The organism is Streptomyces sp. Alt3 (assembly GCF_030719215.1).
Classification (GTDB): Bacteria; Actinomycetota; Actinomycetes; order Streptomycetales; family Streptomycetaceae; genus Streptomyces; species Streptomyces glycanivorans.
Window position 1 is genome coordinate 6,908,569 of record NZ_CP120983.1, and the last position, 22,526, is coordinate 6,931,094.

A 22,526-nucleotide genomic window follows, 5' to 3' on the forward strand; every position below is an offset into this window, starting at 1 on the left:
CCCCTGCCGCTGCCTGTTCCGCGTCCGAAGCCTGAGCCAAGAGAACCGGCCAACGCACTACGACCACCCGTTCCCAGAGTTCGGGCGGTAGCGTGTTGGCCAGGTGGTGACTTTCTCCAACAGGGAGGTCCCTCAGCCGTCGTTCGGCTTCCAGTGTCTGGCCCACGTAACAGAGTCCTGCGCCGGGGATCGAAACACCGTAGAGCACTGGGCCGGTCGTCTCGGGGCTGGATCCGTGCGGTTTGGTCAGCAGCTCCCCGATCTTGTGAGCGAAGCGGAACCGGCGCTCCTGCCACTCGGCAAGTCCGGGCGCATCGGACACAAGCGTGCGCAGGGACGTGCGCCATCCCTTGAAGGCTTCCTCATACTCTCGGTCGTTCACGGGCAAGAGTCTGGCTTACCGCCAGCCACCCCGAACCACCGTCATCGGGACATGCAGCTGATGCTGCATACCCGACTGGGTGCTGGCTCTCGCATGGTGCGAGTTGGACCTCACCAGCGATCAGATCGGGGCTTCGCCGGTCCGCGAAGACATGGCGCACGGACGGAGGACCGGCCGCTGCCATGGCAAAGGGGAACCGGTCGACCTCGAGACAGAGTGCAACGTCATCGGATGGACTCCTTGGCGCACCCCCTCCGCCAGCGCGGCGGCGGCGCGCAATTCGGCAGCGCGGCGGAGTGAACCGCCCCAACTCAGGGCTGTCCTCCATCTCTACCGAACCCGTGGCGGTTTGATCTCAGGCGGCAGAGTCGTGGAGTCCTGTGATCCATGGCAGGCGAGCTGGCGCATGCCTCCGCAGGGTCCGATACGCCGGCACGAACTCGTGAACGAGTGCGAAAGGGGGAGCGCTTTTCAACCGATGGCATTCTCCGGCAAGAACTTCAGCGAAGGCCAGCAACTTGCGGTGGGCGGGGCCCTCCAGCAGGTGCGCTGCCGCCTTGGCGCCGTCGCTGATCAGCTTCGTGGTGCTGATCAACTCGTTCTTGGCGGCTGGATCACCGTGTGCAAGGGCAGGCGACAAGCGGTCTCGTTCTCCGAGTACGTGGGCAGCTGCCAAGCAGAGAACCGTTGAAGCTGTTGTCTCGGCGGGTTCTCCCGCATTGGCCATGGCATTTGCCAGCAGGGGGAGAGCGGCGAAAGGCAGGGGGTCGGCAATGTCCCAGAGGGTGTCCGCGACTTGGAGCCCAGCATGTGTGCCCGTACGGTCCACGTGCAGCAGAGGCCGGTCAGGAGAGGTCTGACGTAGTTCCCAGCGTTCGACGCTGGGGTCCGCGATGGCGGCCCTGAGGATCGCACGAAACGCCTCTCTCAGGCTCTCAACGGAGATGTCGGGCACGTCCAACCGCACGAGACTGCCATGGCGCCGGATGTCCAGCACCGGGAATCTGGCTTCTCCAGCTGCCTGGAGTATGGAGAGGTCTCGGCCGACGTAGTTCGAGTCCTCCGCACCCCGGATGACCAGCGATGCGTTCTGTGCGTAGGCCACGGCGACCCCGTGCTCGAACCCGCGGCAAATGGCGCGAGCGCGGAGCGCTGCGTCCAGTACCTCTTCAAGATCGGCTGGCCGTCCGCCCAAGAGGAGTGTGCTGTTGACGGGGTCCCAGCGGAAGTCCTCGTGTGCGTTCGCGTTGCGCCACTCAGAGCGGATCGTCGAAGCAAGGAACTTGCACAGCGGCTGCCTGTCTTCAGCTGCCAGTAGATCCCGGACGGTGGCGAGCGGGGCCCCCTGCGGAACCGTCCTTCCCAGCAGATCCAGTACCACAACAGCCGTTCGCCTGACGTCTGCTTCCAGCACGGCCCGGTACAGGTCCATGACCGCCCGCGCCTTTTCTTCCAGGTATTCCTCCTGGTAGTAAGCGTCAAGGTAGGCGATCTGTCCGCGATGGGCGGACAGCATCTCCGGTTCTCGGACGATGTGTCGTGCAATCACTGAACATGTCAGTTCCGGATTGGACTTCAGATCGGACGTCACCAGATCACGTCCCAGGAGGGCAGCGCGGTGCGTCACCAAGGGGCGATCGGACAACGCGAGGACAGCAAGGTGGTGGAGAAGTATCACCGTTAGTGGTGGCGAGTCGTTGATCAGGTGTCTCATGCTCCGGCGCACCCGACGATCGAGTATCTGCGGGGCTTCCGCCCAAGCGGCCAGTAGGCGGGCCCGGAACGCCACACCCGACCCGGGACCCAGTTGCTCGGCCGATACCCCGAGGGTTCGATGGTAGAGGTCCTCGTAAGGCAGGCCGGAGTGATCAGTCCTGGCGGCAGTTTCCAGAGTTCGCCCGGCCGCCTGGGCCGCGAGAGCATACCTCCGTACGGCAGACCAAGCGGACTCCGCCCATCCCTGTTCCAGACAGGCGAACAGCGCTTGAGCCTCGCTTCGATTCGCTCGCGCCAGGTCAGTCGTCAACCGTTGCTCTGCCGCGCTGGTGCGGGACGGACTGAACCGGGACACCTCTTCTGCGACAGTACCCAAGGCGACGACCGACGAGTGGAGACTCCGTAACAGCTTTGGAAGCTGCTTCCCCACGGTTCGGCCAGAAGCGGTCCGCAGGCACAGGATCTCCGCAACCTTCTCGTCGGTCTCCCGCTGAAGCCCGGTCAGGCCGGCGTCCCTCAACACTGATTTCCATTGCGCGCGGGTCACTGGCACAAAGGCGACTTCCTGCTGTCCCGTGATCGGCGCAGGCGGCGCGGAGAGATTCAGCTTTCGGACCACTGCACGCGCAGCAGCGCAGGACTCTCGTTCAGTTGCGCCCAGTTGGTCGGGAAGGGATACGTCCACCAGCACAGGATGACACCGGCGCCCCGCTTGAAGCGTGATGTTTTCCTTGCGACTGTCGGTAGCCCTGCACGAGGACGATGCTGTCTCGGCGACGCCGACAGGAGGGTCTGTAGGAGGCCGACAACCCGGGTGATCCGGTTCCTTGCCGCCCGCGGCGCCTGTCTCGGTGGCCAGCCGGTGGCCGGACGCCTTTGGACGACGTAATACGAGGTAGCACACGTCAAGCAGCCGCAAGTGCTCTGATCAGGCAGAACGTCACTCAGCAGCACGGCCAGGCACCACGCAGCACGAACGCTCACGGTCTCGTAATGCGTAGATCCCGGGTCCGAGTCGCCAGGGACTTTTCAGGGACTTTCAGCTCTGTCGGAGGGACATCTGAGGGAGTTTTCGCGGTACAAGCACGGAAGTCTGCGACAGCGCTGAAAGGCCCAGGGCTTCGGGCCCGCCCATCCGCGCCGTAGCTCCATAGCGTTCCGGCACGGCATCGGGTCAGCAGTAGCAGACGAGGCTTTTCGGGGCCGCACACGGTCCTGACCTTGGGGAACGTGCCCGACAGGCCCGGCGGCGTCAGCGCCGGGCCCGCGGGCGGACGGTCAGCCGTACGGGTAGAACCCCGACCCCGTCTTCCGCCCGAGCCGCCCCGCGTCGACCATCCGCTGGAGCAGCGGGGGAGCGGCGTACAGCGGCTCCTTGTACTCCGCGTACATGGAGTCGGCGACCGAGGCCACCGTGTCCAGGCCGATCAGGTCGGCGAGCTTGAGCGGGCCCATCGGGTGGGCGCAGCCCATCTCCATGCCGTTGTCGATGTCCTCGCGGCTGGCGATGCCCGACTCGAACATCCGGATGGCCGAGAGCAGGTACGGGATCAGCAGGGCGTTCACGACGAAGCCCGAACGGTCCTGGGCACGGATCGCGTGCTTGTCCAGGACGTTCTGCACGACTGCTTCAGCGCGCTTTATGGTCTCGTCGGACGTCGTCAGCGCAGGGATCAGCTCGACGAGCCGCTGCACCGGGGCCGGGTTGAAGAAGTGGATGCCGATGACCTGGTCGGGCCGGGAGGTCGCGACGGCCAGCTTCACCAGCGGGATGGAGGAGGTGTTCGAGGCGAGGATCGCGTCCGGCCGGGTCACCACCTGGTCGAGCACCTGGAAGATCTCGGTCTTGACCTGCTCGTTCTCCACGACGGCCTCGATCACCAGATCGCGGTCGGCGAACTCACCGAGGTCGGTGGTGAAGGTGAGGCGGGCGAGGGTCTCGTCGCGCTCCTCCACGGTGATCTTGCCGCGTTCGGCGGCCTTGGAGAGGGAGTTGTGCAGCCGCGTACGCCCTATCTCCAGAGCCTCGCCGGTGGTCTCGGCCACCTTGACCTCGAGGCCGCTGCGGGCGCACACCTCCGCGATGCCTGCGCCCATTTGGCCACAGCCGACCACTCCGACGCGTGCAATGTCGGCCATAGAGTCCGTCACCTCGTGCCTTTCGCTGATCTTCGTGCGGCAGTTCCCGTTTGATTCCGGTGCCCGCCTCGACCCCACGACGTTACTCCGCGACCGGGTTCACCGGAGCCGCGGGTCGTGCGGTCGGTGGACGGGCATGATCTGCGTCACGCACTGCCGACGTGACACACGGGAACCCGAAAGCGAAAGGTACACAGATGCGTCGTATGGGCCGGAGGTCATTGGTGTTGGGCGCGGCGGGCACGGTGGCCGCGATGATGACGGCGGGTGATGCCGTCGCGGCACGCGGGCCCCTCCCGCGGCCGCACCGGGGCGGCATGGCGGACGGGGGAGAGATGCGGGGCGTGTGGATCGCCACGGTCGCCAACCTGGACTGGCCGTCGGCGCCGGGGCTGAGCGCCGCGGCGCAGAAGGCGGAGCTGATCGCACACCTCGACCGTGCGGTCGCACTCCGGCTGAACGCCGTGGTGCTCCAGGTCCGGCCCAGCGCCGACGCCCTGTGGCCCTCGTCGTACGAGCCGTGGGCCCAGTGCCTCACCGGCGTACAGGGGAAGGACCCGGGCTGGGACCCGCTGGGCACGGCGGTCGCCGAGGCGCACGCGCGCGGTCTGGAGCTGCACGCGTGGTTCAACCCGTACCGGGTCGCGAACCACACCGACCCGTCCCGTCTGGTGGCCTCCCACCCCGCGCGGCTGCACCCGGACTGGGTCCTGCCGTACGGCGGGAAGCTCTACTACAACCCGGGCCTGCCGGAGGTCAGGAAGTTCGTCCAGGACGCGATGCTCGACGCGGTGAGCCGCTACCCCGTCGACGCGGTGCACTGGGACGACTACTTCTACCCCTACCCGGTGGCGGGCCAGGTCTTCGACGACGGTGACGCGTACGAGAAGTACGGCCAGGACTTCGCGAGCAAGGCTGCTTGGCGCCGCGACAACACCGACCGGCTGGTGCGCGAGACGGCCGAGCGGATCAAGGAGGTCAGGAGCGGCGTCCGCTTCGGGATCAGCCCCTTCGCGGTGTGGCGCAACGCGTCGACCGACCCGCTGGGCTCCGACACCGCCGCGGGAGTGCAGACGTACGACGACCTGCACGCCGACACGCGGAAATGGGTGAAGGAGGGGTGGATCGACTACATCTGCCCGCAGATCTACTGGCACATCGGCTTCGCGGCGGCCGACTACGCGAAGCTGGTGTCCTGGTGGGCCGCGGCGGTACGGGGGACCGGCGTCGGCCTGTACGTCGGGGAGGCGCTGTACAAGGCGGGTGATCCGGCACAGCCCGCGGCCTGGCAGGATCCGGCCGAACTCTCCCGCCACCTCGACCTCGCCGCCGGCCACCCGGAGGTGGGCGGCCACGTCTACTTCTCGGCGAAGCAGGTGAAGGCGGACCCCGTCGGGGCCATGGCACGGGTCGTCGCCGACCACTACCAGGTCCGCGCCCGCGCTCCCCACTGAGCGGGCCGTCCACACCCGCACCGAGAGGATCCACGGTGCATGGGCCGCGTCGGCACCGCGTCGGTCTCCGGTGCGCAGGCTGTTGCGCACCGGTACCGGGTCCGTTAGGTGCACGGCCGAGCCCGCCCGGAGCCGGACGCGTGCGCCGGGGGCCACTCGTGCCCCCGGCACGCGCGCGTTCTACCTGTCCAGGTCCTCGGGGGCCGTGTGCTGAACGACGCTGTCGGGGCCCGGGGACCTGATCGATTCGTGCCCGTCCTCGAAGCGCAGGCGGTACGGGGGTTCGCCCCCGTCACCGAGCACCTCGACGATCTCTGCGACCTCGTCGTGCCGTCCCACGGTCCTGCCGTGCGTCAGCAGCCGGTCGCCCGCGTGTGCCTCCATCGGGAGTGACCTCCTCACGGGTGGCGGTCCATGTCGACAAGTCTATGACCGGACGGGCGTGTCGGCTCTCGCGCGGCGGGTGCCGCTGCTCCCCGCGCGCTGGGTGACGGCGATGCACACCAGCACGGCCACCGCCGCAATGGGCGCCGCCCCGGACACCTTCTCGCCGAGGACGAGGAAGGACCAGACCAGGGTGAGCAGCGGCTGTGCCAGCTGAAGCTGGCTGGCCCGCGGGACCCCGATCTCCGCCATGCCCCGGTACCAGACGTACAGCCCCAGGAAGGTCGATCCGGCGGCCACCCAGACGAGCCCGATGATCCCGTGTGCCGTGAGGTGCACCGGTTCGAGGGGCAGTGCCACCACCGCGCCGGCCACCGCGAGCGGCAGGGCGAGGACGAGGGCCCAGCCGATCACCTGCCAGCCGGGCATCACCCCGGCGAGCCTGCCGCCCTCGGTGTAACCCGCCGCGCAGACCAGCAGGGCACCGAAGAGATACAGATCGCCGCCGGAGAGTGCCCCGCCGCTCTGCTGGACCGTGAAGACGATCACGACGGCCGCCCCCGCAAGGGCGGCGGCCCAGAAGGCGCGCGGCGCACGCGAGCCGGTGCGAAGGGCCGCGAGGAGCGCGGTCGTCAGCGGCAGCAGCCCGACCACGACGGCCGCGTGCGAGCTCGTGGAGGTCCGGAGGGCCAGCGAGGTCAGCAGGGGGAAGCCCACCACCACGCCACCGGCGACGACCGCCAGACCGGCCCAGTGGCGGCGCTCCGGCACCGGCACCCGTCCGGCGAGCAGGGCGCATCCCGCGATCAGCGCGGCGAGCACGCTGCGCAGCGCGACCAGGGACCAGGGGCCGAAGCTCTCCAGGCCCCACACCGTCGAGGGGAAGGTCAGGGAGAAGGCGAGGACACCGAGTCCGGCGAGCACGACCCCGCTTCCGGGACCGCGACGCCTCACCGAGGGCCGACCTGTGTCGACCGCTACCGCAGTCCGGTTGATAGCGCTATTCTGTGCTGTCATGCACGAGCGTAGCAGCGTGTCCGAACTGGCGAGATCCCTGCGGAGCGAGGTGAACCGCTACTCGCCGGGTGAGAAGCTGCCGTCGAGTCGTGCGCTAGTCGAACGTTTCAGGGTGAGCCCGGTGACGGTCTCCCGGGCCGTCTCGCAGCTCGTCTCCGAAGGCCTGGTCGTCACCCGGCCCGGTTCCGGAGCCTTCCGGGCCGAGACGGACGCCGCCGCCCCCGCCCCGGGCGACACCTCCTGGCAGGAGGTCTCGCTCAGCGGGGACGGCGGCCCCGAGGTCGTACCGCGCACCGTCGACGCGTCGGGCGTCCTGGTCACCCTCGCCGCACCGCCACCCGGGGTGATCGAGTTCAACGGCGGTTACCTCCATCCCGGTCTCCAGCCCGAGCGGGCCCTGGCCGCCGCCCTCGCCCGGGCCAGCCGCCGGCCGGGGGCGTGGGGGAGGCCGCCCACCGACGGGCTGCCCGAGCTGCGCGCCTGGTTCGCCCGCGAGATCGGCTCCACGCTCACCGGGGCCGACGTCCTGATCACCGCCGGTGGCCAGAGCGCCCTGGCCACCGCGCTGCGCGCGCTCGCCCCGCCCGGAGCCCCCGTCCTCGTCGAATCGCCCACCTACCCGGGCATGCTGGCCGCCGCCCGCGCCACAGGTCTGCGGCCGGTCCCCGTGCCGGTGGACGCCGACGGGGTCCGGCCCGAGCTGCTGGAGGCCGCGTTCCGGGCCACCGGAGCCAGGGTCTTCGTCTGCCAGCCGCTCTTCCAGAACCCGACGGGCGTGGTCCTCGCCCCGGACCGGCGCGCGCGGATCGTGCGGGCCGCCCGTGCGGCGGGCGCGTTCGTCGTCGAGGACGACTTCGCCCGCCGTCTCGTCCACGCGGACGCCGGCCCGCTGCCCGAGCCCCTGGCGGCCCACGACCCGGACGGTGTCGTCGTCCATGTGCGCTCCCTCACCAAGGCCACGTCGCCGAGCCTGCGCGTCGGTGCCCTCGCTGCCCGTGGCCCCGTTCTCGAACGGCTGCGCGCCATCCAGGTCGTCGACAGCTTCTTCGTCCCGCGCCCGGTCCAGGAGGCGGCGCTCGAACTCGTCGGCTCCCCGTCCTGGGAGCGCCATCTCCGCACCGTGGCCGCCGAGCTCGGCAGTCGCCGCACCGCGATGACGGCGGCGGTGCGCACCGGGCTCCCCGAACTCGCCCTGCCGCACGTGCCGTCGGGCGGCGGCAGCATCTGGCTCAGGCTCCCCGGTCCGGTGGCGGGCGAACCCGCCCTCGTCGCCGCCGCCCTGCGGGCCGGGGTCGCCGTCGCGCCCGGCCGCCCGTACCACTGCGCCGAGCCGCCCGCCGCGCACATCAGACTGAGCTTCGCGGCCGTGTCGGGCGCCGCGGAGATCGCCGAGGGGGTGCGCAGGCTACGCACGGCGGTCGACGAACTGCCGGGGCCGGGCGATAGCCTCCCCGGGTGAACGACGACGAGACCGCCGAGAGGCGCCACGAGATCTCCGACGACCCCGCACGGCTGGACGTGGCCCGCATCCACCGCTGGCTGTCCACGGACGCCTACTGGGCCCTGGGTCGCACCCGGGAGCACCAGGAACGCATGATCGCGGGATCGCTCAACTTCGGTGCGTACGAGGCGGATTCGGGTGAGCAGGCCGCCTATGCCCGGGTGGTCACCGACCACGCCTCCTTCGCATGGATATGCGATGTGTACGTCGACCCCGGGGCGCGCGGTCACGGCCTCGGCACCCGGCTCGTCACCACCGTCCGGGACGAACTGGCCCCGCTGGGCGTACGCAGATTCCTGCTCGCGACCAAGGACGCCCACGGGGTGTACGCGAAGCTCGGTTTCACGCCACTGCCCGAGCCCGGCATGTGGATGTCCCTCCAGACGGGCTGAGGCCGGGTGAACGCGCTTTCCGTCCCGCCCTCTTGACCGGCGGGGCGGCCGGCCCCACGATCGCGCCCATGAGTGTTCGGGTGTCCCTGGTCGCCGCAGCGCGCAGCTCCGCCCTTCTCGCCGAGCGTTTCGACGACGACCGGCCGCTCGACCACGAGGGCTGGCGCGAGGTCCAGCTCGCCGCCCACACCCTGGTCCGCCTCGGCGGCGCCGAGTTGCGCTACTGCTCACCGACACCACGCAGCCGCGCCACCGGTGACGCCCTCGGCTTCGCCCCGCTCGTCCAGCCCGCCCTGCGCGACTGCGACATGGGCCGCTGGCGGGGGCTCACCCTTGCCGAGGTCGCCGCGCGCGAGCCGGCGGGTGTGGGCGCCTGGCTCGCCGATCCGCGCTCCGCCCCGCACGGCGGCGAATCCCTGCTCGCCTTCATCACCAGGGTCGGCGGCTGGCTCGACACCAGGCCGGTCCAGGACGGCGCCGTCGTCGCCGTCGCCGAACCCGCCGTCGTGCGCGCGGCCCTGGTCTACGCCCTCCAGGCCCCGCCGTCGACGTACTGGAACGTCGACGTCCGCCCCCTCTCCTCCGTGACGATCACCGGACTGCCCGGGCGGTGGAGCCTCAGCCTCGAAGCCGTACCGCGCTGACCCGGTCACCCGGCCGAAGGAACGGGGTGTACGGCGGCTTCCCGCCAGTCCGACCAGTCGGTATGGTGCATGGCACCGAGACGAGGAGAGAGCCCGTGCCGCACATCCAAGGCCACTGCGACGACCGGTTCGCCGCGGTACGCGACGCGTTCGCGGCGAACTTCGCCGAGCGCGACGAGCTGGGCGCGGCGGTCACCGTCCTGCTCGACGGACATCCGGTGGTGGACCTCTGGGGCGGCTGGGCCGACGGGGCGAGGACCAGGCCCTGGGAACGGGACACCGTGGTCAACGTCTGGTCAACGACGAAGGGCCCGACCGCGCTCTGCGCCCACATCCTCGCCGACCGCGGACTCCTGGACCTGGACGCCCCGGTCGCCGCCTACTGGCCCGAATTCGCCGCCGAGGGCAAGGAGTCCGTGCGCGTCCGCCACCTGCTCTCGCACCGCTCGGGCGTCGCCGGTCTGCGTGACCCGCACACCCTGGCCGAGCTCTACGACTGGGAGCTCACCACGGCCCGCCTCGCGGCCACCGAGCCCTGGTGGGAGCCGGGCACCCGCTCCGGATACCACGCGATCACTTACGGCTTCCTGGTCGGCGAGGTCGTCCGCCGGATCACCGGTCTGCTGCCCGGGGAGTTCCTGCGCCAGGAGGTCACCGGACCTCTCGGGATCGACTTCACGGTGGGCCTGCCGGAGAAGGACGCGGACCGGGTCGCCGAACTCGTCCAGCCGAAGGACGTCTCCCGCGAACAGGCCGCCCTCTTCGCCCGGATGGAGCCGGTGGCCATCGCCTCCCTGCTCAACCCGGGCACCGGCACGGCCGCCGCCAACACCCCGGAGTGGCGGGCCGCCGAGATCCCCGCGGCCAACGGCCACGGCACCGCCCGCGCCGTCGCGTCCCTGTACGGCATCCTCGCCGGGCGCGGCAGCCTCGACGGCAGGCGGATCCTCTCCGAGGAGGCTGCCGAGCGGGTGCGCGAGGGACAGGGCAGCTGCCGGGACCTCGTGCTGGGCGCGGGCTTCACCCACGAGACCGAGCTGGGACTCGGCCTCTGGCTGAGCGGGCCGAACGGCTCGTACGGCCCCAACCCGCGTGCCGTGGGCCACGACGGGGCAGGCGGTTCCTGCGGCCTCGCCGACCCGGAAGCCGGGATCGCCCTCGGCTACGTCATGAACCGCATGGGCCCGAACATCGCCGACGACCCCCGCAAGATGGCCCTGGTCGACGCGGTGTACGGCTCCCTGTGAGCCGCGGTCAGTAGCCGGCCGGGCGCACCAGCCCCGACTCGTAGGCATACACCGCGGCCTGCGTCCGGTCGCGCAGACCCAGTTTCACCAGGATCCGGCTCACATGGGTCTTCACGGTCTGCTCCGCCACCACCAGCCGTACCGCGATCTCCGCGTTCGACAGGCCCTGCGCGATCAGCGACAGCACCTCGGTCTCGCGTTCCGTGAGATCCCCGACGCGCTCCCTGACGGGGGCGCGGGGGCCGGAACTGACCCGCGAGAACTCGGCGATCAGACGCTTGGTGATGTTCGGGGCGAGCAGGGCGTCCCCCGCCGCCACCACCCGCACGGCCTGCGCGAGTTCGGCGGCGGAGGCGTCCTTCAGCAGGAACCCGGAGGCGCCCGCGCGCAGCGCCTCGTACACGTACTCGTCCAGGTCGAAGGTGGTCAGCACGAGGACCCGGACGGTGGTGCCGGGTGCCTCGGTGAGACGCCGGGTGGCGTCGATGCCGCCGAGCCGGGGCATCCGTATGTCCATCAGGACGACGTCGGGGGTGAGTTCGGCCGCCATGGTGAGTGCGTCCAGACCGTCCACCGCCTGGCCGACGACCTCGATGCCGGGTTCGGCGTTCAGCAGCACGGTGAAGCCCTGACGCACCATCATCTGGTCGTCGGCGATCAGCACTCGGATGGTCATGCGGGGTCCTCCAGGGGGAGCGTCGCCAGTACTTCGTAACCACCGCCGGGGGTGCCGCCGTGGGTGAGGTCGCCGCCCAGCATGGTGACGCGTTCCCGCATGCCCAGCAGCCCGTGTCCGCCTCCGCCCGCCGGTACGGGGGCCGTCCCCGGTGCGGAGTTCGTGACCCGGACCGTGACGGCGGCGGAGTGGTAACCGACCTCCACCCGTGCGCTTGCTCCGGGGGCGTGCCGCATCACGTTGCTGAGCGCCTCCTGCACGATGCGGAACGCCGAGAGCCCGACCCCCGGCGCCAGCGGCCGGGGCGTGCCCGTCGTCTCCCGCGCGACGGCGACACCGGCGCCCCGCACCGTACCGACCAACTCGTCCAGCCGGTCCAGGGTGGGCTGCGGTGCGTGCCGCACCCCGTCCGCCGCCGCGTCCTCCGAGCGCAGCACACCGAGGACCCTGCGCAGCTCGGCCAGTGCCTCCACGGCGTTCTCCCGTATGCCGGCGAGGTTCTCCCTGAGCTCGTCCGACGGGTTCTCGACCAGATGAGGGGCGACCTGGGCCTGGATGGAGATCACCGACATGTGGTGCGCGACCACGTCGTGCAGCTCCCGCGCGATCCGGTTGCGCTCCTCCAGCAGGGTGCGCCGGGCCCGTTCCTCCTCCGTCAGCACCGACTGGACGACGAGCTGACCGCGGGCCACCTTGAGGGCGCGCAGCGCCGCCCCGATCACCACGGCGGTGATGACGACCGCCGCGCCGACGTCCAGCGAGTAGTTGTGGGCCCTGGTGGTGAAGCCGCTGGACACCAGTCCCGCCAGCAGGCTCAGCGCGAGCGCGAGGACGGCCCTGCGCGGCTGGACCCGCAGCGTGAGCAGGAGGAGCGCCCCGCTCTGCAACGCCATCTCGGGGCCCGACCAGGGGAACATGTCGCCCGGCGCCGTCGTGGGCTCGGCGATCCGCACGCTGACGATCATCAGGACCAGCGAGACCCACCAGGCGCGCAGGGGCTGCCACAGACCGGCCAGCAGTGCCAGGGCCTGGCACACGACGAGGAGCACCACGTACTCCGGCACGGCCGCACCGAGGGGGACCAGGTCGGGCACGTGCCACACGGAGGCGATCGCCGCCCCGAGCGTCAGCAGCAACCCGAACGCGGGCCGCCAGACCGGTGAGCCGGGCGTGCCCGCAGGCGGCACCGGATCGACGGGAGAGGTCCACAGGTCCTCGCGCAGCATGTGCGGCAGCCCGCGCAGCGCCCCCACGACCCGGCCCCAGGCCCCCGCCCCCGTCATGGCCCTCAGCTTAGACACGTCGCGGCTCCGGGACCGGTGCGGGGGAACCCGAGCGCACGACCGTCGAACGCCCGCCGCGCCCCTGCTCGTACGCTCCGAACACCGACCGCAGGACCAGTAGCGCCAGCGCGAACACCGGCAGCCAGGCCGTCCGGGCGAGCACCCAGCCGGGGCCGTCGGGGACCGTGTGCAGACCGGGCAGCGGGCCGCCCAGGAAGAGGGCGGTCGACGTGACCACGATCATGGCGGTCTGGTGCCAGAGGAACACGGTCATGGCGGACAGGTTCAGCAGGGCCACCGCGGCCCACACCGCCGGCCGCGCGAGGACCCGCCGCAGCGGTCCGAGCAGGAGCAGGGCCGCTCCGCACTGGGCGAGGCCGAAGGCGACGGCGGCGAGCGTCGGCGGGTCGAGGTTGGAGAGGGTGCCGCCCGGCACGCCGACCATGGACGCGGGGTAGCCGGCGAACAGGACGAGCCCCGCCGCGGCCGTCGCGCCTCCGAGCAGCAGCACCCAACCGGTCCGGCGGTCGCTCAGCCCGCCCCGCGCCCAGGCCGCCCCCAGGCAGTAGGGGACCAGCCAGCCGGCCGCCACGTTGATCCAGCCGAGGGCGGCGGGGCCGTCGAACCCCAGCCGGAACAGGTCGACGTACAGGACGACGGCGAGCGGCCACAACGGGTGCAGCCCGGCCACCAGCGGAGTCGCGGCCGTCAGCGCGGCGAACACCAGCAGGAACCACAGGGGCGACCACACCAGCTTGCCCAGCGCGCGTACCGTCCCCTCGTCCACTCCCGAGGCCAGCATCACGCAGGCCGCCACGCCCCACACGGCGGTCACGACGGCGACCGGCCGGAACAGGCGCACCATCCGGGCCCCCAGCCAGCTCCCGTACGACTCGCCCCTGGCCCGGGCGGAGGCGTACCCCCTCGCGCCCACCCGGCCGCCGACCAGGAAGAAGACGGCCAGTGTCTGGAACATCCAGGAGACCGGTGCGAGCCCGGGCATGTGCTGGAGAGGACTCGCGCCGTGCACCGTGCCGCTGTCGGCGACCAGTGCCGTCACCAGCCAGTGGCCGCACACCACACCCAGGATGGCGAAGGCGCGCAGGGCGTCGACCGCGCGGTCGCGGTCCCGTGGCGTCGCCGCTTCGATCCGCCGCACGAGGTCACGCACGCCGGGACGCCGCGCGAGGCCACGCAGACCGGTACGTGGCGCGGGGCCAGGTACGCCGGTACGCCGCACGAGGTCATCCACGGCCGCCTCCGGCCGTCCCCGCCACGATGCCGGCGATGCTGCGCAGCGAGGCGGACCCGGGTCCCAGGTAGTCGCTGTGCCCGGCGTCGCCCGCGTCGAAGACCTCGGCGCCGAACTCCGGCGACACCGGGTCCGTCCCGAATCCGACCGTGACGAACGGCAGCGCGAGAGTCGTGTGCGGAACCCCCGCGATCCAGTCGTGCCCGCCCAGACCCGCCCGCACCGTGGCCCGGGTGTGCAGACCGGCGGCGCTCCCGGCACCGGTGCCGGGACTCCCGTACAGCACGATGTCCGCCACATCGAGCCCGGACGCGGCCCGGGCGCAGACCACGGAACCGTAGGAGTGGCACAGGACGGTGACCCGGGCATCGGGTGTCGCCGTGGTCAGCTCCGCCACGAACGCGCGCAGACCGGGCGCGGCCTCGTCGGCCCGCGCCGCCGTCAGGGACGACGGGCCCAGCGTGGTGGGCGTCCGGTAGCCGAGCCAGGCGACTACGGCCGACCCGCCGCCCAGTTCGTCCAGCAGCGTCTGCGCACCACGCCGTAAACGCCCGTAGTGATCGAGGTCGACACCGGCGCCCGGCACGAGTACGGCGATGCGCCGGGCCCGGGACAGATCACCGAGCACCTCGGCGCTGCGGCCGCCGTCCCGCCCGTCGAACGTCAGGAACTGCCGCCCCGGACCCGCCATGTCCCCGAGCGCGGCGGCCCGCCGGGAGTCCCCGTGGCGGGTGGCCATGTCCCGTGCCGCCCGGATCTCCAGCCGCCCGGCCGCGTACCTGGCGTCCAGCTCCGAGGCCGTCACCGTGCCCAGCGGGGCGAGGACGGCCGGGGCGGGTGCCGGAACCGCGGCGGGACGGGCAGCCCCCGACACCGGCAGTGCCACGGACGTGGTGACGAGTGCGGCGAGCAGCGCGCGGCGTGCGCGGCTGCTCCATGGGCGGGGCGCCATGGGGAGTCCTTCCGTACCGGATCGTTCTCGTTGAATCCGGTACCGAAGTTATGGAGCGGTCCGTGTGGTCGGCGTCCCGCTCAGGAGTGCATCCTCCGCGTAGTCCCGAAGTACTACGGGTAGGGGGCCCCGCCCGCTACGGCCGACGGCGGGGCTTCCCGCGCTTGGCGCCGCCCTTGGGGTTCTTGGAACCGGCGGCCTTGCCGGAGCCGCCGGACCCGCCCCGGGAGGTCCTGCCCGCGGCGGGTTTGCGCGCGGCACCGCCACCGCTCGTCCTCTCGGCGCGCTTGGCCTTGGGCTGCGGCGGTGTCGGGGGACGGCCCCGGGTGCTGTTGACGGTCCGCCCCCGGACGATCCCGATGAACTCCTCCACCAGGTCGGTGGTCTTCTCCTCCGGCCACGACAGCGCGATCCGCGACTCGGGTACGCCGGTCAGCGGCCGGTAGGTGAGGTCCTTGCGGTGGTGCAGACGGGCCAGCGACTGCGGGACGACGAGCAGTCCCACGCCCGCCGCCACCAGCTCGACGGCGTCCGTGGTCGTCGCGGGACGCTCGAACGCGGGCCGCCCCGGCGGGCGCTCCCAGTCGAGGGTGTCGTCGAGGGGATGGAGCACGATCTCGTCGGCGAGGTCCTCCACCGACATCTCCTCGACGGAGAAGGCGGCGTGGTCCTTGGGGATCACGACGACCGTCGTCTCGGTGTAGAGGGGGATCGCGCTGAGATCCGTACGGTCGACGGGCAGCCGCACGAAACCGGCGTCCGCGCCGCCGTCGCGCAGCAGAGCGGCCGCATCGGCCGCGGGCACGCCGACGAGGGTCAGCGGGGTTCCGGGCAGCCGCTCGTTCCAGATCCGCACCCACTTGGTCGGGGTCACGCCCGGGACGTAGGCGAGCCGGAACGCAGGGGGTACTTCCGAGCCTGTCACCCCGCCAGGTTACCGGCCGTGGTCGGAGGCGCCGCACATGCTCGATACCCTGGACACCATGACGTCGCACCAGACCACCCAGACAATGAAGCCCGCCACCGCGGCGAAGAAGCTGGGTGTGTACCTCGAAGCCACCCCCGCCGAGTTCCAGGAGGGCGTCGTCTCGCGCGCCGAGCTGAACGCGCTGCAGGCCGACCCGCCCGAGTGGCTGCAGGAGCTGCGCCGCAACGGCCCGCACCCCCGCCCGGTGGTCGCCTCGAAGCTGGGCGTCTCCATCGCGGGACTCGCACGTGGCGGTGTCACGGAGCCGCTCACGACCGAGCAGATCGACGCGCTGAAGCAGGACAGCCCCGAGTGGCTCCAGAAGGAGCGTGCCACCCAGGCCGACGTCCGCAAGGAAGCGGTCCGCATCAAGGAGCGCAACGCCGCCCGTGCCGAGCAGGCCGACCGCGACTGACGCCTCCGCCGGGGGCGCCCGCCGCTGACCGCTGACCGCTGACCGCTGACCGCTGTCCGTTCCCGACCGCTGCCCGCGCGCGGGACAAGGCGCGGGGGGCGGGCGGCCCGGGAGCCGGACGCGGTCCTGCGGCAGGAGGAACCGGGAGGGACCGTCGGCGCCCCTATTCGCCCGTGTAGAACGCGACCGTCGCCACGGTCGTCGCGGTCACGGTCTCCGGGTCCGCCCCGGAGGCGGCGAACGCGCGGCCCCATTCCTCGCCCGAGCGCGCGACGAAGGCCTTCGCCTCGGGTGACGCCTGCCACTCCACGGCGTCCTCATGGCTGAGCCCGCCGCCCGTGAGATGCCATCCGAGCCCCAGAAGGGCCAGGTCCCAGCCGATCCCGACCGCGCCCGGACCGTACTGGCTCCGGAACTCCTCCGGAACGACGGACACGTGCTCCAGCTCGAACACCGTCCCGCCGCCGCCCTCCGCCGCGAGGCGCACCTCGACCTCGCTGAAGCCGGGGTCGGGCCCGAACAGCCAGGACACGCGGACGCGCTCCCGGGGCAGGCACTCCAGGATCTCGCCGCCCGCGTTCCCCTCGAGCTGGTAGCTCCCGCCGGCCCGGAACTCGCCGGTCACCGGTAGGAACCACCGCGCGATCCGCTCCGGGGAGGTCACCGCGCTCCAGACCTCGGCGACATCGGCACCGAAGGTCCGCCGCAGCAGCACCGTGCCGGCCAGCTCGGACGCCACGCGGCGCGTGCCGACCTCCCGGTGCACACGGCTGATCTCTTCGACGATCTCGTCCATGGCCGTCCAGCCCTTCTCCGTGTGTCCGCCTTCTGTGCGTCCGCGCCGGACCCGGCGGTCCCCAGGCCATATAACCGAAGTTCCGTCGTCCTCGCCCGGGCGGACATGGGCTTCGGTCCTCGACGGCGGTGACGGTCGCGGGTGCGACGGTGGCGGAGTGAGCCGGCCTTGGCGTCCGCGATGGCCGCGGGTGCGACGGTGGTGGCCTGGCGGGCTGTGAGGGCGACAGCGGGAGCGGCGACGGCGGCAATCCGGCCGCGCGACCGGAGACGTGAGCACCGCGCCCGCCCGCCCGGACGGGTGCGTCCTGACCGGCGACCTCGTCTCCTGACGGTCCGCGGGGAAGCGGAAGCCGCCGCTGCGTGGCCGGTCCGGCAGTCTACGGTCCCGCCGTCCGGAACAGGTGCAGAAGGGTCCGGGCCGGTGTGGCGTCCGCGTCGAAGAACTGCGTGGCCGACGCGGGGGGCACGGCCGGTCCGTGCATGCGGACCTCGTGACAGCTGAAGCAGAACGCGGCCTCGAACAGCGCCGCGTCGAGGCAGTCCCCGTACGCCCGGACGCTCCAGCCCGGCGAGAACCCGCAGCGGTGCTGTTCGCCGGCCGGCAGGTTTCCGATCAGTGCCAGGGCGTCGGCCGCCTCGCTCCCGCACCAGTGGGCGACCGACGTGCCCGGATACGCGGCGTTCCTCCCGGCCGGGAGTGCGGAGATCCTGACGACCTCTATCAGCGCGGTGGCGACGACGGCTTCGGCGGGGAGCTGCATGGGGGGAGTCTGCCCTGCCGAGAGGACGGCTCGGCCGCGCACTCCCGTGTGTGTTCCAGCCGATCCCGGCCGCCGATCTTTGCATAAAACTGCACACCTGCGTATAGTCATGCCATCGATGAGGAGGAATTCCGATGGTGGTACGTGCGGCAGTGGCAGGAGCGAGCGGTTACGCCGGCGGGGAGCTGCTCCGCCTGCTCCTCACTCACCCACAGGTCGAGATCGGGGCCCTCACCGCCCACTCCAACGCAGGGGAGCGGCTCGGCGCCCTGCAGCCGCACCTGCGGCCGCTCGCGGACCGCGTGCTCCAGCCGACCACGGCGGAGGTGCTCAGCGGTCACGACGTCGTCTTCCTGGCCCTGCCGCACGGGCAGTCCGCGGCCGTGGCGGAACAGCTCGGTGACGAGGTGCTCGTCGTCGACATGGGCGCCGACTTCCGGCTCGCGGACCCGGCGGACTGGGAGAAGTTCTACGGCTCGCCGCACGCCGGCACCTGGCCCTACGGCCTGCCCGAGCTGCCCGGCGCCCGCGCCGCACTGGAGGGGACCAAGCGCATCGCCGTGCCCGGCTGCTACCCGACGGCCGTCTCCCTGGCGCTCTTCCCTGCCTACGTGGCCGGCCTCGCCGAGGCCGAGGCCGTCGTCGTCGCGGCGTCCGGTACCTCCGGCGCGGGCAAGGCGGCCAAGCCGCACCTGCTCGGCTCCGAGGTCATGGGCAACATGACGCCCTACGGCGTCGGCGGCGTCCACCGGCACACCCCCGAGATGATCCAGAACCTCGGCGCCGCGGCAGGTGAGCCCGTGTCCGTGTCCTTCACCCCGACCCTCGCACCCATGCCCCGCGGCATCCTCGCCACGTGCAGTGCCAAGGCGAAGCCCGGGGTGAGCGCCGGGTCGCTCCGCGCGGCGTACGAGAAGGCCTTCGCCGACGAGCCGTTCGTCGACCTGCTGCCCGAGGGGCAGTGGCCCTCCACCGCGGCGGTGTACGGATCCAACGCCGTGCAGATCCAGGTGGCCCACGACGAGGCGGCCGGCCGGATCATCGTGATCAGCGCCATCGACAACCTCGCCAAGGGCACCGCCGGGGGCGCCCTGCAGAGCATGAACATCGCGCTCGGCCTCGCCGAGGACACGGGTCTTTCCACGATCGGGGTCGCACCGTGAGCGACACACGCGCGGCCACCGGGCCGCGGGTGACGACGAATGCCGCGCCGACGCACCACGCGGGCGGAGAAACGAACGAGGAGATGCAGTGAGCGTCACGGCAGCCAAGGGATTCACGGCGGCGGGAATCGCCGCCGGGATCAAGGAGAGCGGTGGTCCCGACCTGGCCCTCGTGGTCAACGACGGGCCCCGCCGCGCCGCCGCGGGCGTCTTCACCTCCAACCGCGTCAAGGCCGCTCCCGTCCTCTGGTCGGAGCAGGTCCTCAAGGGCGGCGAGGTGACCGCCGTCGTCCTCAACTCCGGTGGCGCCAACGCCTGTACGGGACCCCAGGGCTTCCAGGACACCCACGCCACCGCGGAGAAGGCGGCCGAGGTCCTCGACGGTCACAGCGCCGGGGAGATCGCGGTCGCGTCGACCGGGCTGATCGGCCTGCTCCTGCCCATGGACAAGGTCCTGCCCGGAATCACGGCCGCCGCGGCCGCCCTGAGCGAGCACGGCGGCGAGAAGGCCGCCATCGCGATCAAGACCACGGACACGGTCCACAAGACCGCCGTCGCGGGCGGCGAAGGCTGGACCGTCGGCGGCATGGCCAAGGGCGCGGGCATGCTCGCCCCCGGCCTCGCCACCATGCTGGTGGTCCTCACCACCGACGCCGATGTCGAAGCGCCCGCGCTCGACACCTCCCTGCGTGCCGCGGTCCGCACCACCTTCGACCGGGTCGACTCCGACGGCTGCATGTCGACCAACGACACCGTGCTGCTGCTGGCCTCCGGGGCGAGCGGCATCACCCCTGAGCAGGCCGAGTTCGACCGGGCCGTGCAGAGCGTCTGCGCCGACCTCGCCCGCCAGCTGATCGGCGACGCCGAGGGCGCGTCCAAGGACATCCGGATCGAGGTGATCAACGCCGCGAACGAGGACGACGCCGTCGAGGTCGGCCGGAGCATCGCCCGCAACAACCTCCTCAAGTGCGCCATCCACGGGGAGGACCCCAACTGGGGCCGGGTCCTCTCCGCCATCGGCACCACGAAGGCCGCCTTCGAGCCCGACCGGCTGAACGTCGCCATCAACGACGTCCAGGTGTGCAGGAACGGCAGCGTCGGCGAGGACCGCGGACTGGTCGACATGCGCTACCGGGAGGTCAGGATCACCGCGGACCTCGCGGCGGGCTCGGAGTCCGCCGTCATCTGGGCCAACGACCTGACCGCCGAGTACGTCCACGAGAACAGCGCGTACAGCTCATGAGCGCCGCGAGGAAGCACAACGCGCTGCCGAAGGCGCAGATCCTCATCGAGGCGCTGCCCTGGCTCACCCGGCACAACGGCAGGACCGTCGTCATCAAGTTCGGCGGCAACGCCATGATCGACGAGGAGTTGAAGGCCGCCTTCGCCCAGGACGTCGTCTTCCTGCGGCACGCCGGGCTGAAGCCCGTCGTGGTGCACGGCGGCGGCCCCCAGATCAGTGCCCAGCTCGACAAGCAGGGCCTGGTCAGCGAGTTCAAGGCGGGACTGCGGGTCACCACGCCCGAGGCCATGGACGTCGTCCGTATGGTCCTGGCAGGGCAGGTCCAGCGTGAGCTCGTCGGCCTGCTCAACCAGCACGGCCCGCTCGCCGTCGGTATGACCGGCGAGGACGCGCACACGATCACCGCCGTCCAGCACCGGCCCGTGATCGACGGCGAGGCCGTGGACATCGGCCGGGTCGGTGAGATCACCGACATCGACACCGGAGCGATCCAGGCACTGCTGGACGACGGCCGCATCCCGGTCATCTCCTCCATCGCACGCTCGGCGGAGGACAACCACGTCTACAACGTCAACGCCGACACGGCGGCAGCCGCACTCGCCGCCGCGCTGAACGCGGAGACGCTGATGGTCCTCACCGACGTGGAGGGCCTGTACGAGGACTGGCCGAACAGCGACGACGTCATCAGCCGTCTCACCGCCACCCAGCTGGAGAAGCTGCTGCCCGACCTCTCCAGCGGCATGGTGCCCAAGATGCAGGGCTGCCTCCACGCCGTACGCAACGGTGTCGAGACCGCCCGTGTCATCGACGGCAGGGTCCAGCACTCGATCCTGCTGGAGATCTTCACCGACGAAGGAATCGGCACGATGGTCGTGCCCGACGCAACAGCCGCCGCCCGGTCCGGCGCTGAGGGGGAGTCATGAGCAACCAGGAGTTCGCGCAGCGCTGGCAGGGTGCGCTGATGGACAACTACGGCACCCCGCAACTGCCGCTGGTGCGCGGCGAGGGCGCCCGGGTCTGGGACGCCGAGGGCACCGAGTACCTCGACTTCGTCGGCGGGATCGCGGTCAACGCGCTCGGCCACGCCCACCCCGCTGTGGTCGAGGCCGTCTCCACCCAGATCGCCACCCTCGGCCACGTCTCCAACCTCTACACCGCCGAGCCGCCCATCGCGCTCGCCGAGCGGCTGCTGCAGCTGTTCGGGCGCACCGGCAGGGTCTTCTTCTCCAACTCCGGCGCCGAGGCCAACGAGGCGGCCTTCAAGATCGGCCGGCTGACCGGCCGGACGCACGTGGTCGCCACCGACGGCGGCTTCCACGGCCGGACCATGGGCAGCCTCGCGCTGACCGGCCAGCCCGCCAAGCGCACCCCGTTCCTGCCGTTGCCCGGCGACGTCACGCATGTGCCGTACGGAGACGTCGAGGCGCTCCGGGCCGCCGTGACGACCGACACCGCGCTGCTGGTCATCGAGCCGGTGCAGGGCGAGAACGGCGTCGTCGTACCGCCCAAGGGCTATCTGGAGGCGGCCAGGGAGATCACCCGGGCCACCGGCACCCTGCTCGTCCTGGACGAGGTGCAGACCGGGATCGGGCGCTGCGGCCACTGGTTCGAGCACCAGGCCCACCAGGGCGTCGAGCCCGACGTGGTCACCCTGGCCAAGGGGCTCGGCGGCGGACTGCCGATCGGCGCGACCGTCGCGTTCGGCGCCGCGGCCGACCTGCTGAAGCCCGGTCAGCACGGCACGACGTTCGGCGGCAACCCCGTCGCCTGCGCCGCCGGCCTGGCCGTGCTGGACACCCTGTCGGCCGAAGGCACCCTGGACACCGTGAAGCGGCTGGGCGAGCGGATCCGGGACGGCGTCGAGGGCCTCGGGCACCCGCTGGTCTCCCACGTCCGCGGCTCGGGACTGCTGCTGGGTATCGTGCTCACCGGGCCCCTCGCACCGAAGGTGCAGCAGGCGGCCCAGGGAGCCGGACTCCTGGTGAACGCACCCGCCCCCGACGTCGTACGGCTCATGCCGCCGCTGATCATCGGTGACGCCGAGGTGGACGCGTTCCTGCGGCTTCTGCCGGGAGCTCTCGACACGGCTTACGGGGACGGACGATCCGGGGAGTGACATTCCGGAGAATGAGGCGACGAC

21 protein-coding genes and 1 pseudogene are annotated in these 22,526 nt (G+C 71.6%); 10 read left to right on the plus strand and 12 right to left on the minus strand.

The features are described 5' to 3' along the window. Positions 1-554 precede the first annotated feature (554 nt). The 3 genes and pseudogenes from P8A20_RS30560 to P8A20_RS30570 all read right to left on the minus strand — a co-directional run. Positions 555-679 (minus strand): annotated as a pseudogene (locus P8A20_RS30560) (2-phosphosulfolactate phosphatase); the annotation flags it as partial. A gap of 58 nt (positions 680-737) precedes the next feature. Beyond that, a complete protein-coding gene (locus P8A20_RS30565; RefSeq protein WP_306104645.1) occupies positions 738-2,783 on the minus strand; it encodes a hypothetical protein in 2,046 nt (681 codons plus the stop codon). Positions 2,784-3,376: 593 nt separating this feature from the next. Next, positions 3,377-4,237, minus strand: a complete 861-nt coding sequence (locus P8A20_RS30570) for a 3-hydroxybutyryl-CoA dehydrogenase (protein WP_306104646.1) — start codon at positions 4,235-4,237, stop codon at positions 3,377-3,379. A gap of 197 nt (positions 4,238-4,434) precedes the next feature. On the opposite strand from P8A20_RS30570, the gene P8A20_RS30575 reads away from it, so the two are divergent. Beyond that, positions 4,435-5,691 (plus strand): glycoside hydrolase family 10-like protein, encoded by a 1,257-nt coding sequence (locus P8A20_RS30575; RefSeq protein ID WP_147962257.1) that lies wholly within the window; start codon positions 4,435-4,437, stop codon positions 5,689-5,691. A 180-nt stretch (positions 5,692-5,871) separates the two neighbouring features. Here P8A20_RS30575 and P8A20_RS30580 read toward each other — a convergent pair whose 3' ends face one another. Beyond that, entirely contained in the window at positions 5,872-6,075 is a 204-nt protein-coding gene (locus tag P8A20_RS30580; protein ID WP_147962258.1) for a DUF1918 domain-containing protein, read from the minus strand. A 42-nt stretch (positions 6,076-6,117) separates the two neighbouring features. Beyond that, a complete protein-coding gene (locus tag P8A20_RS30585) occupies positions 6,118-7,092 on the minus strand; it encodes a DMT family transporter (RefSeq protein WP_147962259.1) in 975 nt (324 codons plus the stop codon). Between P8A20_RS30585 and P8A20_RS30590 the strand changes: the two genes are divergently transcribed. The 4 genes from P8A20_RS30590 to P8A20_RS30605 all read left to right on the plus strand — a co-directional run bounded on the left by P8A20_RS30590 (position 7,091) and on the right by P8A20_RS30605 (position 10,876). After that, positions 7,091-8,551 (plus strand): aminotransferase-like domain-containing protein, encoded by a 1,461-nt coding sequence (locus tag P8A20_RS30590; protein ID WP_306104647.1) that lies wholly within the window; start codon positions 7,091-7,093, stop codon positions 8,549-8,551. The genes P8A20_RS30585 and P8A20_RS30590 overlap by 2 nt on opposite strands. Then, entirely contained in the window at positions 8,548-8,985 is a 438-nt protein-coding gene (locus P8A20_RS30595; RefSeq protein ID WP_147962260.1) for a GNAT family N-acetyltransferase, read from the plus strand. The genes P8A20_RS30590 and P8A20_RS30595 overlap by 4 nt, the downstream gene beginning before the upstream one ends. 68 nt (positions 8,986-9,053) lie before the next feature. Then, a complete protein-coding gene (locus P8A20_RS30600; RefSeq protein WP_147962261.1) occupies positions 9,054-9,629 on the plus strand; it encodes a histidine phosphatase family protein in 576 nt (191 codons plus the stop codon). A gap of 62 nt (positions 9,630-9,691) precedes the next feature. Next, entirely contained in the window at positions 9,692-10,876 is a 1,185-nt protein-coding gene (locus P8A20_RS30605; protein ID WP_371606574.1) for a serine hydrolase domain-containing protein, read from the plus strand. Between the two features lie 7 nt (positions 10,877-10,883). On the opposite strand, the gene P8A20_RS30610 is transcribed toward P8A20_RS30605, so the two are convergent. The 5 genes from P8A20_RS30610 to P8A20_RS30630 all read right to left on the minus strand — a co-directional run bounded on the left by P8A20_RS30610 (position 10,884) and on the right by P8A20_RS30630 (position 15,964). Continuing rightward, entirely contained in the window at positions 10,884-11,552 is a 669-nt protein-coding gene (locus P8A20_RS30610) for a response regulator (protein ID WP_147962263.1), read from the minus strand. Continuing rightward, complete coding sequence (locus tag P8A20_RS30615; protein ID WP_327329080.1) at positions 11,549-12,853, minus strand: sensor histidine kinase; 1,305 nt, start codon at positions 12,851-12,853, stop codon at positions 11,549-11,551. Before P8A20_RS30615 ends, P8A20_RS30610 begins: the two co-directional genes overlap by 4 nt. Continuing rightward, complete coding sequence (locus P8A20_RS30620) at positions 12,846-14,006, minus strand: acyltransferase family protein (RefSeq protein ID WP_306105219.1); 1,161 nt, start codon at positions 14,004-14,006, stop codon at positions 12,846-12,848. The genes P8A20_RS30615 and P8A20_RS30620 overlap by 8 nt, the downstream gene beginning before the upstream one ends. A gap of 73 nt (positions 14,007-14,079) precedes the next feature. Next, positions 14,080-15,039: an alpha/beta hydrolase gene (locus tag P8A20_RS30625; protein ID WP_306104649.1), complete on the minus strand. Its 960-nt coding sequence runs from the start codon at positions 15,037-15,039 to the stop codon at positions 14,080-14,082. Between the two features lie 136 nt (positions 15,040-15,175). Beyond that, positions 15,176-15,964 carry a LysR family substrate-binding domain-containing protein gene (locus P8A20_RS30630; protein ID WP_147962264.1) on the minus strand — a complete coding sequence of 263 codons (789 nt, stop codon included), beginning with the start codon at positions 15,962-15,964 and terminating at the stop codon, positions 15,176-15,178. A gap of 58 nt (positions 15,965-16,022) precedes the next feature. On the opposite strand from P8A20_RS30630, the gene P8A20_RS30635 reads away from it, so the two are divergent. Beyond that, the gene (locus P8A20_RS30635) at positions 16,023-16,421 is read left to right on the plus strand and encodes a DUF5997 family protein (RefSeq protein ID WP_147962265.1); all 399 of its coding nucleotides are present in this window, start codon (positions 16,023-16,025) and stop codon (positions 16,419-16,421) included. 163 nt (positions 16,422-16,584) lie between these two features. Here P8A20_RS30635 and P8A20_RS30640 read toward each other — a convergent pair whose 3' ends face one another. Next, a complete protein-coding gene (locus P8A20_RS30640) occupies positions 16,585-17,217 on the minus strand; it encodes an SRPBCC family protein (RefSeq protein WP_147962266.1) in 633 nt (210 codons plus the stop codon). Positions 17,218-17,596: 379 nt separating this feature from the next. Then, the gene (locus tag P8A20_RS30645) at positions 17,597-17,980 is read right to left on the minus strand and encodes a hypothetical protein (RefSeq protein WP_306104650.1); all 384 of its coding nucleotides are present in this window, start codon (positions 17,978-17,980) and stop codon (positions 17,597-17,599) included. A gap of 134 nt (positions 17,981-18,114) precedes the next feature. Here P8A20_RS30645 and argC point away from each other — a divergent pair, with 134 nt between their 5' ends. The 4 genes from argC to P8A20_RS30665 all read left to right on the plus strand — a co-directional run bounded on the left by argC (position 18,115) and on the right by P8A20_RS30665 (position 22,502). Then, entirely contained in the window at positions 18,115-19,143 is a 1,029-nt protein-coding gene (gene argC, locus P8A20_RS30650; protein ID WP_147962268.1) for an N-acetyl-gamma-glutamyl-phosphate reductase, read from the plus strand. A gap of 88 nt (positions 19,144-19,231) precedes the next feature. Continuing rightward, on the plus strand, positions 19,232-20,386 hold the full coding sequence (argJ, locus tag P8A20_RS30655; protein WP_306104651.1) for a bifunctional glutamate N-acetyltransferase/amino-acid acetyltransferase ArgJ: 1,155 nt from the start codon (positions 19,232-19,234) through the stop codon (positions 20,384-20,386). Further along, positions 20,383-21,309, plus strand: a complete 927-nt coding sequence (argB, locus tag P8A20_RS30660; RefSeq protein ID WP_147962270.1) for an acetylglutamate kinase — start codon at positions 20,383-20,385, stop codon at positions 21,307-21,309. The genes argJ and argB overlap by 4 nt, the downstream gene beginning before the upstream one ends. Further along, positions 21,306-22,502 (plus strand): acetylornithine transaminase, encoded by a 1,197-nt coding sequence (locus P8A20_RS30665; protein ID WP_306104652.1) that lies wholly within the window; start codon positions 21,306-21,308, stop codon positions 22,500-22,502. Before argB ends, P8A20_RS30665 begins: the two co-directional genes overlap by 4 nt. The last annotated feature ends 24 nt before the right edge of the window (positions 22,503-22,526 follow it).